This is a genomic window from Brucella sp. RRSP16, from assembly GCF_052246815.1.
GTDB lineage: Bacteria > Pseudomonadota > Alphaproteobacteria > Rhizobiales > Rhizobiaceae > Brucella > Brucella intermedia.
This window is the reverse complement of record NZ_JBQQAM010000001.1, coordinates 66,537-83,443: the sequence shown is the minus strand read 5'-3', so window position 1 is coordinate 83,443 and position 16,907 is coordinate 66,537. Positions and strand designations below refer to the sequence as shown.

Here is a 16,907-nt window from a genome sequence, read left to right as displayed (position 1 = left end):
CATGGATGCTCAGAGATCATTTCTCGACCGGCTTTTCGATTCCGGTCTCCTGATCGACACCGGCGTGGAAGGTCTTTACGGACGCTCCGGCCAGTTTGAAGATGTCATCCAGGCATTTGAACGCCTGATCGACCGTACCGGAGGCGATGACGGTGCCGAGGCAATCCGCTTCCCGCCGGGCATGAACCGCGCTTTCTTCGAAAAAAGCGGCTACATGAAAAGCTTCCCGCAACTGGCAGGCACCGTGCACAGCTTCTGCGGCTGCGAGCTTGACCACGTCAACCTCATCAAATGCATGGATGAAGGCAAGGACTGGACGCTGGAGCAGAAGGCAACGGATATCGTTCTGACGCCGGCAGCCTGCTATCCGCTTTATCCCACCGTCGCCAAGCGCGGGCCGCTGCCGCAGGGCGGCGGGCTTTACGACCTGCAATCCTATTGCTTCCGTCACGAGCCATCGGTGGACCCCGCCCGCCAGCAGCTTTTCCGCATGCGCGAATATGTGCGCATGGGCACTGAAGCCGATGTGATGGCGTTCCGCCAGCTCTGGATCGATCGTGGCACGGAAATGATGAAGAAGGTCGGGCTGCCGGTTGAAATCGACGTCGCCAACGACCCGTTCTTTGGCCGTGCAGGCAAGATGCTGGTCAACAACCAGCGCGACCAGAACCTGAAATTCGAACTGCTGATCCCGATCACGAGCGTGGAAAAGCCGACCGCCTGCATGAGCTTCAATTATCATCAGGATCAGTTTGGCGTGAAGTGGGGTCTCTCGCTCGACGACGGTTCGGTGGCCCACACGGCCTGTGTCGGCTTCGGGCTGGAACGCATCGCACTGGCGCTCTTCCATCACCACGGTCTGGATGTCGAAATCTGGCCGGAAAACATACGCAAGGAATTGTGGGGCTGATCGCACTCATGCAGGCTGTTTTTCCGAACATCGCGCCCGACCGTTACACGCCGCACGCCTTGCATGCCCAGACGCGTATCTGGCCGGAAACCAACTGCTATGTCGATCTTTGGATCGAAGTGCTGGCAACATTGGGCGTCGCCCCGGAAGCCATGCTCGGCTTCACGCTCACGCAGGATTTCGAGGGCGACCAGTTCACCTTCTTCAAGGTGCCTCTGGAAGACCTCGAAGCCCTTTACGGCGTGCGGGCGACGGAGCTTGCAATTTTCGACCGTGTGGAAAGCCATGTCGCCGAGCAGATCGCGCGCGGACGCCTCTGCATGGTCGAAATGGACAGCTATTTCATGCCGGATACGCATGGTGTCAGCTATCGTACTGAACATGGCAAGACCACCATCGCCATCAACCGCATGGATGTTGAAAACCGCCAGCTCGATTATTTCCACAATGGCGGTTTCTACCATCTCGAAGGCGAGGATTTCGATGGCGTTTTCCAGCGTCATCTGACGGATGCCGACCTGCCCTTCCTGCCCTATACGGAATTCGCCAAGTTTCCGAAGCACGCGCCGGACGAAGCCCATCAGCGACGCGTGGCTGCGATCCTTCTGCCACGCCATTTTGCGCGCAGGCCGAAGGACAACCCGATCCGTGCCTTTGCAAGCGTGTTCCCCGCTCAGGTGGAAACAATCGCGGAACGCCCGTTCGGCTTCTTCCATAAATATGCGTTCAACACGCTGCGCCAGCTCGGCGCCAATTTCGAACTTGCGGCAAGCCATCTGGAGTGGCTCGGACAAGGCCAGAGCTTTGCAACGGCCTCCGCCGATGCCTTGCAGATTGCGGAAACGGCAAAGGCGGTTCAGTTCCAGCTTGCCCGTGCCGTCATGCGCAAGAAGTTCGATGCACTGGGCGGAACGCTTCAACCGGCAGCAGATGCCTGGGATCGGCTGATGGCAGCGCTTGCAACGGAACTGGGTCGCGATGCCGCTTGAATTCAATCCGACGACCCGCCCGCTCTCGACCGGCTGGCGGCTCGTTCTCACCGGTCCGGATGCGGCGCAAACGCCGCATGACGTCAGGTCCGGTGAGGTGATCAAGGACGCACCGGTACCCGGCACGGTGGCGGAAGCTCTGGAAAAAGCGGGGCGCTTCGACCGAAACAATCCCCTTCCGCTCGACAATCAGGATGCCTGGTATTTCCTCGACCTAGACGAGACACCCGGCCCTGCCATGCTGCATTTGAGCGGGCTTGCCACCATCTGCGATGTCTTTCTCAACGACGAACTGCTGCTGCAAACCGACAGCATGTTTCTCAAACATGATCTGCCCGTCCCACTGACCGGCAAGGAGGAACTTGCGCTGTGTTTTCGCGCGCTCGCACCCCGTCTCAATCAAAAAGGCCCGCGTGCCCACTGGCGCACGCAGCTGATGAACACGCAAGGTTTGCGCCTCATCCGCACGACCGCGCTTGGCTATATGCCGGGCTGGTGCCCGGAAGTCCAAGCGGTGGGACCATGGCGTCCCGTCACAATCAGCCGCGCCCATACCGAAGCCATTTCAGGCATCGCCATTCGGGCAAGTTTGACCGAAAGCGGCAATGGGGAACTTGAAGCCAGTTTTACCTATAGCGGCGGCGCCGGAACGCTAACCCTCCATTGCGCAGGGCAACAGGCCCTTTGCGAGCGCCAGACCAGCGGCGAGTGGACTGCGAAGCTGACGCTCCCCAATGTTGAACCATGGTGGCCGCATACGCATGGTAATCCGGCGCTTTACGATGTTGAACTTTCGCTCGACGGCGAAATGCGCCTGCTGGGGCGCGCGGGCTTTCGCCGGATCGAGGTCGACCGCGGGCCGGACGGCAAGGGATTTGCACTCAAGCTCAACGGCGAAAAGGTTTTCTGTCGCGGTGCCGTATGGAGTTCTGCGGATATCATCCGCCTTCCCGGCAAACGCAGCGATTACCAATCGTGGCTGATGCTCGCGCAGGAAGCCGGCATGAACATGCTGCGGTTAAGCGGCATCACCGCCTATGAGACGCCGGATTTCTACGCGCTTTGCGACGAGCTTGGCATCATGGTGTGGCAGGACTTCATGTTCGCCAATTTCGATTATCCGGTGAAAGACGAGGCATTTGTCACGAAGGTGCAGGCAGAAGCGTCGCAGCTTCTTGCTGCCATCGGACCGGCGCCATCGCTGACCGTGCTTTGCGGCGGCAGCGAAACCTACCAGCAGGGCGCTATGATGGGCCTGCCGGAGACGACATGGAAAGGCCCGCTTACCGAGGAAATCCTGCCGGCTATCGCAGGCAAGATTTGCCCCGACATTCCCTATGTGCCGAATTCGCCCTGCGATGGCGCCCTGCCCTTCATCAGCAATGAAGGCGTCAGCCATTATTACGGCGTCAGCGCCTATTGCCGCCCGCTGGACGATGCGCGCCGGGCGGAAGTGCGCTTTGCAACCGAATGTCTGGCCTTCGCCAACGTGCCGGAAGCACGCACGCTGAAAACCCATCTTGATGTGCCGCCTGTGCACGATCCGCGCTGGAAGGCACGCGTGCCACGCGATCGCGGCGTATCCTGGGATTTCGAGGATGTGCGGGATAGCTATCTGGAGATGTTATACGGTTACGATCCGGCGCGGTTGCGACGCGAGGATGTTGAACAATATCTCCACCTTTCCCGCGCCGTCACGGCGGAAGTGATGGAAGCGACTTTTGCCGAATGGAGACGTCCGGGAAGCACCTGTTTCGGCGGGCTTGTCTGGATGTTTCAGGACCTTCTGCCCGGTGCCGGGTGGGGCATGATCGATGCGACCGGCGAACCCAAGCCGTCCTGGCACGGCCTCAAGCGTGCCTTTCGTCCGCAACAGCTTGTCTTGACCGACGAAGGCGTCAACGGCCTTGCGATTCATATTCTGAACGAACAGGCAGAATCCGCTGATCTTTCGCTTGAATTAGCTTGCCTGCGCGCTGGTTCGCAGCCGGTGGTTTCCGGTCGCCGCGATCTTTCGATAGGAGGTCGTTCAGCGATCACCATTCCGGCAACTGACCTGTTCGGCGCCTTCTTCGATGTCGCTTACGCCTATCGTTTCGGCCCTCCGGCGCATGACGTGACGGTGGCGCGACTGAAACGTAATGATATTACCATCGCCGAGGCGTTTCACTTTCCGCTCGGACGGACGAAGGCCTTTCACGACGCCGCCATCGAAGCCCTAATTGTGGAAGAGAACGGGAACTGGTTCCTTGATCTCAAAACACCGGTTCTGGCCCAATCCGTCAGCATCGACGCGGGCGACTGGCGCCCAGCCGACAACTGGTTTCACCTCGCCCCTAACGAGACGAAACGCATCACGCTTATCCCGCGCCACGAAACACCGGAAAAACCGTCCGGCGAAATTCGTATCGCTGGTTCGTCCCGGATCGTCTGGTTCTGACTATTTCAGGGCCAGGGAACGGATCGCGTCGATATAGATCTTGCGTGAATGTTCCGGTGTCAGATTGTGATCGGCATCGGGAATGATGGCGACCGACACATTGTCGAAGCCTTGCACGCCGCTGCCTGCCTGATCGAAATAGAAATTGAAATGCTCGCGCCCGGGGTCCTTTTCGGCATAGACCAGCGCCAGCGGCACCTCACGCTGTTTCAGTTCGTCAAAAGCCGAGTAGACCGCCCGCCCTTCCGCTGTGCGGCTGCGCAAAAGCTTGCGTGCCAGGCCGCGAATGCGCCCGGCCACCCCGCGTGTGAGGTTGCGCAGTATGGCGCGGATATCCAGTTCGCCACGGAGCAGGCGCTGGAACGTTTCGGCGCGCAAGGCGCGGCTGCCGTAATCCTCCAGCGTACGATTGCCTTCGCGAAGAGCCTCGTCGATCGAGCGTCCCGGCGCCCAGTAGAAGGTGACGGGATTGACCAGAACCGCGCCGCAAATGCGCTCGTCCTTAAGGGCCGTGTTAAATCCCAGGAACGCGCCGCTGCATCGCCCGGCAACAACCGGACGCCCCCAGCCGAGCGCGTCGAGATAGTCGAGAGCTTCTGCAACATCGGCCTCGGGGCTGTGGGTGTAAAGCACCTGTTCCGGCATGCCGGGGTTCGGTGGGCTGTCGCCCGCATTTGCAATATCGAAGCGCAGCGAAGCGACGCCTTCCCGTGCGAGCTTGCGCGCCATATCGACGGTCGTGCGTCCCCATCCAACGCGACGGTCGTAGGATGAGGAAAGGAACATGACCGTCCTGCCCTGCTGTTCGCCAGAAGGGGCACAGAGAACACCTGAAAGACGGTTTTCGGAACCGAAAGAAACAGGCGTTTCGATAAAACCGTCGCCCCGTAATGTGCCGCCCAGAGCGCTTTCGTCCGGCGTATTTTGCGCGGGCGTAGAACCTGCCAGCCCGGCCACCCAATCGACAAGCCGGCTCGCAACCTCCAGCGGCAGGCGCGAGATGACGGGGTTGGAGATCAGCTTGTCGTAATCGGCGAAGGCCTCAACCGTCACGTCGCTGCCAAGCTTTTCCAGATGGGCGGCCAGTTCTGCATCGTTGGGGCGATCCGTGCGCGCCAATAACAGACACCGGGGCGAAGGTTTTGCTTCCAGCGACAGGAGATTGATCTTCTTCACATCGGCGGCTACTTCCGGCTGCATCGTCAGGGAGGCGATGGAAACGCCGTTCCTGATCCTTTGCTCGTCCGTCAGTCCGAGATCGGCATCGACCATGCTCGACCAGACTGCCAGTTCACGGGTGTAGAACCGCCCGGAGATAACCGGTGCCAGAAGCGCCAGGGCCGCAACACCGTCGATCTGCGATGCCGTTTCGGCAGCAACGGCTCCTCCGAGGCTTTGCCCGATGATAACGACACGGCTTGCCCCCGACAGGGCGCGCGCTTTCCGGGCGGCCTCGACCAGCGTATCGCGCCAGAGACCCAAACCTTTGGAAAAATCGATGTCGTCGCGCCCGTCGCCGGTGCCCGGCCAGTCGAAACGGAAGGAACTTATGCCCTGCGCTGCAAGTCTGTCCGCGATGATGCGCCAGAACTTCCGCGTCGTACAGAGTTCCTCCAGCCCCCAGGGGCTTGCAAACAAGACGACCGTATCCAGAGCTTCACCAATGGGCCGCTGATAAAGCCCGAGCGTATCGCTGAAGACGAGAGGGCTGGCGGCAGACCGGATGGTATTTGCCGATTGCCTGAAGGATGTTGCGTTTTCCACCCTGTCATCCATGCCCGATGCATCCCCAATCTCAGAAGTACCCTCTGCAATAATGGAAATCGTGCCCGGCACAAGGATTTATCGCACTGATTGAAAAACATAACCCCACCGCACGTCGAGCGCGGCAGGGTTGCAACAGGTGAAGCTGAGTAAAATCGCTCCTAGAAATGAGAAAGATCAGGCCGCAGGCTTGGTCTTTTCGCCTTCCAGCAGTTTCTCGTGGCGCAGCAGCATGCCGTAGAGATCGCGCGGCTCGTCGGGGTCTGCAAGCAGGTCCAGCTGCTCATAGAGGCCGGTATCCTTCAGCTTGTCGCGCACATAGCGCAATGCCGAAAAATCTTCCGTGGCGAAACCAACGGAGTCGAACAGCGTGATCTGTCGGGCATCCTTGCGACCGGTGATCTTGCCGGTGATGACTTCCCAAAGCTCATTGACCGGATAATCTTCCGGCAATTGCTGGATTTCGCCTTCGATGCGGGTCTGCGGCGGATATTCGACAAAGATGTCGGAACGGCGCAGGATATCGCCGTGCAGTTCCGTCTTGCCGGGACAATCGCCGCCAACCGCATTGATGTGTACGCCAGCGCCGACCATGTTGTCGGTCAGGATCGTCGCATTGGCCTTGTCAGCGGTGACAGTGGTGATGATATCCGCGCCTTCGACAACCTCTTCGATCGTCTTGCAGGCGACGATGTCGAAACCGGCACCCCGCAGGTTGCGAATGCACTTGGCGGTGGCTTCCGGATCGAGATCGTAAAGACGAAGCTTGTCGACGCCGAGCAGCGCCTTGAATGCCAGAGCCTGGAATTCGCTCTGCGCGCCATTGCCGATAATGGCCATCGTGCGCGAGTTCTCACGCGCCAGATGCTTTGCAGCGACCGCCGAAGTCGCAGCCGTGCGCAGCGCGGTCAGGATGGTCATTTCGGTCAGCAGCATCGGATAGCCGCTGCCCACATCGGCCAGCACGCCGAAGGCGGTGACGGTCTGGAGACCTTCACGCGTGTTTTTCGGATGGCCGTTCACATATTTGAAGCCGTAAAGCGTACCATCGCTCGTCGGCATCAGCTCAATCACGCCTTCCTTCGAGTGCGACGCCACGCGCGGCGTCTTGTCGAAGTTTTCCCAGCGACGGAAATCTTCTTCGACATAGTCGGCAAGTTCCTTGAGGAAGGTTTCCACGCCGACGGACAGCACCAGCTTCATCATATGATCGACGCTGACGAAGGGGACGATATTGAGGTTCGGTTGGGTCATCATTGCTCCTTGAGCATGTTTCAATAACTAATCGTCGGGCGGTCCATGACACTGCGGCCAAGCAGGCTCGCCATCAGGTCCACCATGACGGTGGCGGTACGTCCGCGTTCATCGAGAAAGGGATTGAGTTCGACGAGATCGAGGCTCGTCACCAGCCCGCTGTCGTGCAGCATTTCCATGATGAGATGCGCTTCGCGGAAGGTTGCGCCGCCCGGGACCGTGGTGCCGACGGCAGGCGCGATGGACGGGTCGAGGAAATCGACGTCGAGACTGACATGAAGAAGGCCGTCTTCGGCTTTCACGCGCTCAAGGAAGCGGCGCAGCAAGGCCGCAACGCCGTGCTCATCGATCAGGCGCATATCATAGACGGCGACTTCGGTTTTCTTGATTGCTTCCCGTTCCGCCGGATCGACGCTGCGAATGCCGAGCATGCAGACATTGGCAGGGTCAACCGGTGCGGCGAGCTTCGGGAAATAGCCTTCGAAGCCTTTCTGGCCGGTGTAATAGGCAACGGGCGTTCCGTGCAGATTGCCGCTGGTTGTCGTTTCCAGCGTGTGAAAATCCGTGTGGGCATCGAGCCAGAGCACGAACTGCTTGCGTCCCTTTTCAGCCGCACGGCGCGCAATGCCCGGAACGGTACCGGCGGCAAGAAGGTGATCGCCACCGAGGAAGATCGGGAAACCATCCGCACTTTCGCGATAGGCGGCTTCGCTGATTGCCTCGATCCAGGCAACGGCATGGGGCAATGCCTTGATTGCTGGGTTCGGATGCTCCAGCGGCCGCTGGACGGCCGGTGCGAGATTGCCGAGATCGGTAAACTCATGGCCGAGTTCCTCGATAGCCGAAGCAATGCCCGCGGCACGATAGGAATCGGGGCCCATATTGCAGCCCACGCGGCCGGTACCTTCCTGAACGGGCAGTCCCAGAATCTTGCAATGCATAAAGTGGGGTCCTTCTGAATATCCAGATCAAGATTCACCATTTACGCTTGGCGATGTGAAGCAACCGGATTGGCAATTTTATCGGTTTGGTTTATCAGAATGTCGGTTTGGCTTTTCAAAATGGAGAAAGCATGGACGATCTGGATGAAAAGCTGATTACGCTTTTGCGCCATAACGGGCGACGCAGCATTTCGGATATTGCTATCGATCTCGGTGTTTCGCGGGCAACCGTGCGGGCTCGCATGGAGCGGCTGGAAAATTCCGGCGATATCATCGGCTATACCGTAATCCTGCGCTCGGATGCTGTCGATCTGCCGGTGCGCGGCATCATGATGATCGAAATCGAAGGCCATGTGGCCGACCGTGTGGTCAAGGCGCTTGGCGGCTTTTCGGAAATATCGGCAATCCATACCACCAATGGCCGCTTCGATCTGGTGGTGGAACTGGGTGCTGCCACGCTCACCGATTTCGACGCTGTCCTGCGCCGCATCAGGCTGGTGCCGGGCATCAAGGCCAGCGAAACCAATCTGCTGCTGGCCACACCGCGCTCCACACGTGCAAGGCTCTGATAACAAAAACCCGGCATTTTCGCCGGGTTTTGTATTCTCGTGATCAGGCAAGCACGGGATAATCCGTATAACCCTTGGCGCCACCGCCATACATATGCTGCTGGTCGAGTTCGTTCAGCGGCGCATTGTCCTTAAGGCGACGCACGAGGTCCGGATTGGCAATGAAGGGCTTGCCGAAAGCCACGACGTCAGCGCGACCGCTTTCGACTTCCTCTTCGGCAAGCGCGCGGTCGTAACCATTATTGACCATCCACGCCGCCTTGCCCCCCGCATCGCGATAGACCTGCTTGAGACGCGCATAATCGAAGGGCTGCGGTCCCTGCTGGAAATCGCGCGGACCACCCGTCGCGCCTTCAATGATATGGATATAGGCCAGACCGTATCCCGCCAGTTTCTCGACCACATAATCGAACAGCGGCTGCGGATCGGGATCGGAGGCATCATTGGCTGGCGTGACCGGCGAAAGACGTATACCGACTTTGCCTGCACCGGCCGCCTTCGTCACGGCGTCGACGACTTCAAACAGGAAACGGGCGCGATTTTCGATCGAGCCGCCATATTCATCGGTACGGTGATTGCTGCCCGAACGGAGGAACTGGTCGATCAGGTAACCGTTGGCCGCATGGATTTCCACACCATCGAACCCCGCCACTTCAATCGCATCCCTCGCAGCCTTGCCGTAGGTGGCGACGATTTCCGGCAGTTCGCTCTTGTCCAGGGCGCGCGGTTCGGAGGTCGGCGCGAAGCCGCCCGTGCCGTCAGGCTGAACAAGATAGGTCTTCGACTTGGCCGTGATCGCGGAAGGCGCGACCGGCTGGCCACCATTCGGCTGCAATGTGGTGTGTGAAATACGGCCCACATGCCACATCTGCACGACGATCTTGCCGCCTGCGCTGTGCACAGCGTCGGTCACGCGCCTCCAGCCAGCGAGCTGTTCAGCGGAATAGAGACCCGGAACATCGGCATAGCCCTGTCCCTGATGGCTGATCGGCGTTGCCTCGGTGATGATGAGGCCGGCACTCGCGCGCTGTTCGTAATAGGTGACGTTGAGGTCGTTTGGCACGGCGCGCGGCGAACGATTGCGCGTCAGGGGAGCCATGACGATGCGGTTTGCAAGCTTGAGATCGCCTACGGTAACGGGATCGAACAATGAAGCCATGGATACATTTCCTTCAAGTGGGAAAGATTGGGCAAGTGGGAGAGGTCGGGTTCAGGATGGATTAAAGATCGGAAAGGGCTTTGACGAAGGCGGCTATCGCCTCCTCGTCTCGCTTGTAGAAAGTCCATTGCCCGACGCGGTGGGGCGTGATTAGCCCCGCTTTGGTCAATACGGACAAATGGGCGGAAACGGACGACTGGGAGAGGCCGCACCGTTCGAACTGGCCCGCGCACACGCCCATCTCCAGAGGCATGTGCTGGCCGGAGAAATGATTCTCCGGCTCCTTGAGCCAGCTCAAAATGTCGAGACGCACAGGATTGGCGAGCGCTTTTAATATCTCGTCCAGAGGTATAGGCTGAACATCCGACATCGCAGTCACCTCGCTGATCTTCCAATGCGTATCGTCATTACCCGATATAAGTATTGCTAAAATCCGATTTAAAAAGATGCAGGCAGTTCACATCGCCGTGAACACGAACGCTGACGCCTTTCCTGTGGAACATCGATACTGCCTTGATTGCGCCGAACCGGCATCCGACTATGTTCGGCGTGACTATTAAGAAATGGAAGTTACATGGCCGATATTACCAAGCGCATTGCCGGGATCATCGCGGCGGAAATCAACGCAAAGCCGGATCAGGCGCTCGCCGCCATCGGCCTGCTGGACGAAGGCGCGACCGTGCCTTTCGTCGCCCGCTACCGTAAGGAAGTCACCGGCGGCCTTGACGATACGCAGTTGCGCCAGCTTTCCGAACGCCTCGCCTATCTGCGCGAACTGGAAGCCCGTCGCGCTTCGATCCTGGAATCGATTGGCGGTCAGGGAAAACTGACGCCTGAGCTGGAGCTGAAGATCGCAGGTGTGGCAACCAAGGCCGAGCTTGAAGATCTTTATCTGCCCTATAAGCCGAAGCGCCGCACCAAGGCGGAAATCGCCCGTGAGCGCGGCCTCGGTCCGCTTGCCGAGGCCATTCTGACGGACCGCAAGCTTGTGCCTGTCGAAATCGCGGCGCAATACATCACCGCCGATGTTCCCGACGTAAAGGCAGCGCTCGATGGCGCGCGCGACATCATTGCCGAAGGCTTTGCGGAAAACGCCGAGCTGATCGGCAATCTGCGCAACTATCTCAAGGAGCGCGCAGTTCTCCGCTCCCGGGTTGTCGATGGCAAAGAGGCCGCTGGCGCGAAGTTCTCCGACTATTTCGACCATTCCGAACGTTGGGCAAATGTTGCGGGCCACCGGGCCCTCGCCATGCTGCGCGGGCGCAACGAGGACTTTCTGTCGCTCGACATCGAGATCGACGCCGACGATACCTCGCCTGTGAAGCCGGTCGAACGCAAGATCGCCGCCGCCTATAATATCGGCGGAACGCTTCCCGGCGACCGCTGGCTGATGGAAGTTGCAGGCTGGGCATGGCGCGTGAAACTTTCGCTGTCGCTGTCTCTCGACCTGATGCGCGACCTGCGCGAGCGTGCCGAAGAAGAAGCCATCAACGTCTTCGCCCGCAACCTCAAGGATCTGCTGCTCGCAGCACCTGCCGGTTCGCGCGCCACGATGGGGCTCGATCCGGGCATCCGCACCGGGGTCAAGGTAGCGGTGGTCGATGGTACGGGCAAGTTGCTCGACACGACGACGGTCTACCCTTTTCCGCCAAAGAACGACGTGCGCGGCACACAAGCCGAACTTGCAAGCCTGATCCGCAAGCATAAGGTCGAATTGATCGCCATTGGCAACGGCACCGGCAGCCGCGAAACCGAACGGCTTGTCATCGACATGCTTTCCGACATGCCAGCGCCAAAACCGCTGAAAGTCATCGTGTCGGAAGCAGGCGCATCGGTCTATTCAGCATCCGAAACCGCAGCCGCCGAATTCCCGCAGCTCGACGTGTCGTTGCGCGGCGCCGTTTCCATTGCGCGGCGTCTCCAGGACCCGCTGGCCGAACTGGTGAAGATCGAGCCGAAATCCATCGGCGTCGGCCAGTATCAGCACGATGTCGATCAATCCCGCCTGGCGCGTTCGCTCGATGCAGTGGTCGAAGATGCTGTGAACGCGGTCGGCGTCGATCTCAATACGGCTTCCGCTTCATTGCTGGCGCGTGTTTCGGGTCTAGGAAAGTCGCTCGCCGAAGCAATCGTGGCGCACCGCGATGAAGCCGGAGCCTTCAAGAACCGCAAGGAGCTTTTGAAAGTCGCACGGCTCGGCAACCGCGCTTTCGAACAATGCGCGGGCTTCCTGCGCATTTCCAACGGCACAGAGCCGCTCGATGCCTCCTCCGTTCACCCGGAAGCCTATGGCGTCGCCAAGAAAATCGTCGCCGCTTGCGGTCGCGATGTGCGCAGCCTGATGGGCGACAGCGCAACTCTCAAGGCGCTCGACCCCCGTCTTTTTGTCGATGAGCGCTTCGGCCTGCCGACCGTGCGGGACATCATTGCCGAACTTGACAAGCCGGGTCGCGATCCGCGCCCGGAGTTCAAGACCGCGACCTTTGCCGATGGCATTGATGACATCAAGGACCTGAAGCCCGGCATGCTGCTTGAAGGAACGGTGACCAATGTCGCGGCCTTCGGTGCATTCGTTGATATCGGCGTGCATCAGGACGGACTTGTCCATGTTTCGCAGCTTGCGGACCGTTTCGTCAAAGACCCGCATGAAGTAGTCAAGGCTGGCGATGTGGTGAAGGTGCGCGTGACTGAAGTGGATGTGCCTCGCAAGCGCATCGGCCTGACGATGAGAAAGGACGGCGGCGAAGCCCCTGCCCCACGCGGGAATGCAGGCCGAGATCAGCGACCCGCCAAGAACTTCACACCGCAACGCAAACAGGAGCAGCCATCGACCGGCGGCTTCGGCGCAGCATTGCTCGAAGCGATGAAGAAGAAATAGAGACAGCGAACGGCTTTTACGAACTTATGTAAAAGCCGTCAGCTTGCTGCTGGTTGCAAGGGGCGATGGATTTGCCCTGAAATCCTTCGACCAACGGCAATCATCGGCTTTTCCACATAGCGATACGTTAAGATCGAAACCGCGAAGGATGCAATCACGCACAATGCCATTGTTATGAGATCGCTTATAGCGCCTGTCGGCGGCAGGAACAGGTAGATCGTCCAGCAGACCGGAACGTGAAACAGATAGATCGAATAACTTATCTCACCGGTTGAGGATAAAAGCTTGGATTGCGGTCTCATCGTCCAGAGTGACAGAAGAAAGACGGAATAAGCAGCAAGATAAGATGCAATGACAGGCAATTTTCCCACGATGAAAAACGTGTCGTTTCGAGCAAGGGAAAAGTCTCCAATCAAGACAATGATGCCCATTTGTACAATAATCAGCACCAGAGCCGCCGATAAGGTGCCCCTTTCTTTCTCAATGACGGTAAGACGAAGCAACAATCCGCAAAACAGGAACGATAGATGAAGCCCGATATAGATAACGGGCAGATTGATGCCGAGAGAACGTAGCACAATCGGCCCACCCGTTGAAAGCGCCAACAATAATCCGGCAGCCAAGATCAGCATCGGTTGGCGCAAAATTCCAGCCATGAAGGCCACGGCGATCAAGATATAGAAGATTAGTTCGATAAAAAGCGTCCAGTAAACGCCAGAAAGCCAAGGCTGTCCGAATGCATTCGCCGCCATTGTCGCATTGGCTAGCAGCGTTTTCAGTTCAGGGGCACCGCCCGTAAACACCAGATAACCATACATGAAAATCAAAGACAGCCAGAACGCCGGGTAAAGACGGAAAAAACGTCCGATTGCAAATCGTCTGATCGGCTGGAGCTGGTCGCTCTTGATACTGAAAGGCACCACAAAACCGCTGATCAGGAAAAACAATACAACGTCAAAACGGCCAAAATCGAAACTGGAAATTATTGAGTTAAGAGAACCAATCAGGGTCGTATTCAGATTTGACGCCTCTCGGAGAAAGTCGCCAAGAATGTGATGAAACAAAACTGATATAGCCGCGATTGCACGCAAGCCATCGATATTGGAAAACCGCGCTGCCCCCATGTTTCTCCAGAGCCCCCACACGAAACATCGTATCTGGCATATATCAGTATATTTTACACTACAAGTTGAATATCCTAAATCTTGTTACCTATCGGAAAGCCGGTTGAGGCTTTTCTCACCGGCATGTCAGCGGTGGGAATGATCCAGCCGTTGCGGATGGCGACGCGTACCTCATCGCCCTCTTCCAGCCGCACGAGATCGCGCACCTCGAAATGCAGATGAATATCCGGCTTTGCGACCGGCGATGCCTCAATGCGCGAACCGCCGCCCCGATAAACCGAGCGCTTGACCCGCACCGGAATGCCGCCGGTTTCGGTCAATGTCAGGTCCTCTGCCCGAACGCAGAGCTGCGCATTGGCGCGTGGCATTTCCGTGCCTGAACAACGCACCTGTGCGCGGCTGCCCAACACCAGCGCTTCGCAATGGCCACGTTCGGCAAAAGAAAGCACCTCCGCAGGTAATACCATGCCGTGGGCGATGAAGGACGCGACCATTGCGCTCGCCGGCTCCTCATAGAGCTTGCGGGGCGTGTCGAACTGCTGAAGCCTGCCATGGTCCAGCACCGCAATCCGGTCGGCGAGCGCCATGGCCTCAGCCTGATCGTGAGTGATGTAAATGATCGTGGTACCCGTGCGCTTGTGAAACGCCGCGAACTCGTCTTCCATCGAAGCACGCAGATGCACGTCGAGATTGGCGAGGGGTTCGTCGAAAAGGACGAGAGACGGTGCAGCCACCAGACAGCGAGCCAGCGCAACACGTTGCCGCTGACCGCCCGAAAGATTACCTGGGCGTCGATCACCGAAACCGGCGAGATCAACGAGCGCCAGCGCCTCGTTCACGCGGCGTTCGCGCTCGGCCCTGGCAACCTTTGCCACCCGCAGACTGTAACCGACATTCTCGGCCACGGTCATATGCGGCCAGAGCGCATAATTCTGAAATACGATACCGACCTGCCGCTTTTCGGGCGGCACGCTGCCACCAATATGAGAAACGCGGCTGTCACCAATGTGGATTTCACCGCCATCGACATCTTCAAATCCCGCGATCATGCGAAGAAGCGTGGTCTTGCCGCAGCCCGATGGTCCGAGGATGGCAACAAACTCGCCATCCTTCACATCGAGAGACACGCCGGACAAGGCCTGAAACTCATTGAAGGCCTTGGAAACAGAAGCGATTTTCAGTCGCGCCATGGCAGCACTCCGTTTGGAAGACGCCGCGCAAACAGATTGGTTGCAAGCATCAGCATGAATGTCACCGCAACAGCCAGCATGGAGATGGCTGCTGCATAGGCGGAATCGCCCGCCTGTTCGAAAGAAAACATCACCACCCCCAGCGTTTCCGATCCCGACGCCCAGAGAAGCGCTGAAACCGTCAACTCACAGAAAGCGGTCATGAAGATGAGCACGCCGCCCGAAAGCGTCGCCGGTGCGACGAGGGGAAATATAATGGTGCGCAGGCGATAGAAAAGCCCCGCGCCTGCAACACGCGCGGCCTCCTCCATCGCACGGTCGATCTGATGCAACCCGGCGACAGTCGGCCGCAGAGCCAGCACGAAGAAGCGCGCAAGATAGGCAAACAGGATGATCCAGAGCGTGTTGTAAAGACTGACGCCAATCACCGGCAGCGGTTTCAAAAACAGAAGCAGACAGGCAATCGCCAGCACCACGCCTGGCAGGGCATACGGCATTTCGGCTGCAAAATTGAGGATCGGCGTCCAGCGACGCTTGCGCCATGCCAGCATATAGGCGAGCGGAACGGCGATCAGGACAGCGAAGAACGCTGCCGAGAGTGACAGGACCACGCTATTGCGAAACGCGCGCGCGGCACCGGCATGTTCCATAAGGACGAAGCGGAAATTTTCGACTGTCGCGGTCGCAAAGGTCAGCGGCACGCCGTAAGCCGGAACCAGAGCGGAAAGCGTGAGCCCGATCAGCGGCAGGAAGAGTACGACCACGATCAGCAGCCAGGCCGAGACTTCCACCGGCACGCGCCAGCGGCCAAGCGCAAAGGGAGCGGCTGGCAGAGACGTCGAGACAATGCGGAAATCACGTCTGCGGGACGCATATTCCTGCGCAGCAATACCAGCCATGGCAATGAGGCCGATCAGCACGGACAACACGGCGACGCCCGAAAGCACAGACGGTCCGCCGCCCGCAAGACGCTGATAAATCAGCGTCGGCAAAACCAGATAATTCGACGGTATGCCGAGAAATGCCGGAATGCCGAAATTCCCCACGCAGGAAACGAAGGCCAGCGCGGCAGCACCGATAATCGACGGCGTCATCAGCGGCAGGATGATGGTGCGTAACACGGTCCATTTTCCGGCACCGGCGCTAAGTCCCGCTTCCACCAGTTCGCGTGGCAGTTTGCGCAAACCTGCGCGCACGATCAGGAAAACCAGCGGGCCGTATTGAACGCCCAGCAAAAAGATGATGCCCCAGACGGAATAGAGCGGGTTGCGGCTGCCAAGCGGCGGCGCGATCCCCACAATCTTGAGGAACTGGCTTGATGGCCCGAAAAGCTGGAGCCAAGCCAGCGCCGTTACCTGCGGAGCGATCAAAAGTGGAGTGACATAGAAAAGCACGAAGACATTGCGGCCGCGCATGTTTGTCAGCCCGACGAGCAATGCCGCGACAATGCCGAACACCAGCGCCAGCAGGGTCCCGCCAATGCCGATCTGCAACGAATGCCATGTCGCAACCCAGGTCGACTGGCTTCCGAGTGTCTCCACCAGCGCCGAAGTCGAAAGCTGCCCCTGCGGCGCGACCAGTTCGACCAGCAGCCTGCCCATCGGCAGAAGCGACAGAACCGCCACGATCAGTGTTATGCCAGCAATCAGGGCCGCATCGCGGCCCTGAAGGTCTCTCATGATGCGCATG

At 58.8% G+C, this 16,907-nt stretch carries 13 protein-coding genes; 5 read left to right on the top strand and 8 right to left on the bottom strand.

From position 1 onward, the window contains the following. Position 1: 1 nt before the first annotated feature. The 3 genes from ACS5UA_RS00340 to ACS5UA_RS00330 are packed head-to-tail and all read left to right on the top strand — an operon-like array spanning position 2 to position 4,339. Positions 2-910: an amino acid--[acyl-carrier-protein] ligase gene (locus ACS5UA_RS00340; RefSeq protein ID WP_443101076.1), complete on the top strand. Its 909-nt coding sequence runs from the start codon at positions 2-4 to the stop codon at positions 908-910. An 8-nt stretch (positions 911-918) separates the two neighbouring features. After that, positions 919-1,899, top strand: coding sequence for a DUF1839 family protein (locus ACS5UA_RS00335; protein WP_443101075.1), 981 nt, complete (start codon positions 919-921; stop codon positions 1,897-1,899). Next, entirely contained in the window at positions 1,889-4,339 is a 2,451-nt protein-coding gene (locus ACS5UA_RS00330) for a glycoside hydrolase family 2 protein (RefSeq protein ID WP_443101074.1), read from the top strand. The genes ACS5UA_RS00335 and ACS5UA_RS00330 overlap by 11 nt, the downstream gene beginning before the upstream one ends. On the opposite strand, the gene ACS5UA_RS00325 is transcribed toward ACS5UA_RS00330, so the two are convergent. From ACS5UA_RS00325 to rocF, 3 genes are all read right to left on the bottom strand, one after another. After that, positions 4,340-6,115 (bottom strand): alpha/beta fold hydrolase, encoded by a 1,776-nt coding sequence (locus ACS5UA_RS00325; RefSeq protein ID WP_443101073.1) that lies wholly within the window; start codon positions 6,113-6,115, stop codon positions 4,340-4,342. It abuts the gene before it with no gap. A gap of 165 nt (positions 6,116-6,280) precedes the next feature. Then, positions 6,281-7,357, bottom strand: coding sequence for an ornithine cyclodeaminase (locus ACS5UA_RS00320; protein WP_006471597.1), 1,077 nt, complete (start codon positions 7,355-7,357; stop codon positions 6,281-6,283). A 20-nt stretch (positions 7,358-7,377) separates the two neighbouring features. Continuing rightward, entirely contained in the window at positions 7,378-8,298 is a 921-nt protein-coding gene (rocF, locus tag ACS5UA_RS00315) for an arginase (protein WP_063620680.1), read from the bottom strand. 131 nt (positions 8,299-8,429) lie between these two features. On the opposite strand from rocF, the gene ACS5UA_RS00310 reads away from it, so the two are divergent. Then, the gene (locus tag ACS5UA_RS00310) at positions 8,430-8,867 is read left to right on the top strand and encodes an Lrp/AsnC family transcriptional regulator (RefSeq protein WP_006471598.1); all 438 of its coding nucleotides are present in this window, start codon (positions 8,430-8,432) and stop codon (positions 8,865-8,867) included. 43 nt (positions 8,868-8,910) lie between these two features. Here ACS5UA_RS00310 and ACS5UA_RS00305 read toward each other — a convergent pair whose 3' ends face one another. Together ACS5UA_RS00305 and ACS5UA_RS00300 are read right to left on the bottom strand one after the other, a co-directional pair. Next, on the bottom strand, positions 8,911-10,026 hold the full coding sequence (locus ACS5UA_RS00305) for an alkene reductase (RefSeq protein ID WP_443101072.1): 1,116 nt from the start codon (positions 10,024-10,026) through the stop codon (positions 8,911-8,913). 61 nt (positions 10,027-10,087) lie between these two features. Continuing rightward, entirely contained in the window at positions 10,088-10,396 is a 309-nt protein-coding gene (locus ACS5UA_RS00300) for an ArsR/SmtB family transcription factor (RefSeq protein ID WP_006471599.1), read from the bottom strand. Positions 10,397-10,600: 204 nt separating this feature from the next. On the opposite strand from ACS5UA_RS00300, the gene ACS5UA_RS00295 reads away from it, so the two are divergent. Continuing rightward, a complete protein-coding gene (locus ACS5UA_RS00295) occupies positions 10,601-12,904 on the top strand; it encodes a Tex family protein (RefSeq protein WP_443101071.1) in 2,304 nt (767 codons plus the stop codon). Positions 12,905-12,942: 38 nt separating this feature from the next. On the opposite strand, the gene ACS5UA_RS00290 is transcribed toward ACS5UA_RS00295, so the two are convergent. The 3 genes from ACS5UA_RS00290 to ACS5UA_RS00280 form a co-directional block, all read right to left on the bottom strand. Next, positions 12,943-14,028, bottom strand: a complete 1,086-nt coding sequence (locus tag ACS5UA_RS00290; protein WP_443101070.1) for an acyltransferase family protein — start codon at positions 14,026-14,028, stop codon at positions 12,943-12,945. 74 nt (positions 14,029-14,102) lie between these two features. Further along, positions 14,103-15,218: an ABC transporter ATP-binding protein gene (locus tag ACS5UA_RS00285; protein ID WP_443101069.1), complete on the bottom strand. Its 1,116-nt coding sequence runs from the start codon at positions 15,216-15,218 to the stop codon at positions 14,103-14,105. Then, positions 15,206-16,906 carry an ABC transporter permease gene (locus tag ACS5UA_RS00280; protein ID WP_443101068.1) on the bottom strand — a complete coding sequence of 567 codons (1,701 nt, stop codon included), beginning with the start codon at positions 16,904-16,906 and terminating at the stop codon, positions 15,206-15,208. The genes ACS5UA_RS00285 and ACS5UA_RS00280 overlap by 13 nt, the downstream gene beginning before the upstream one ends. Position 16,907 lies beyond the last annotated feature (1 nt).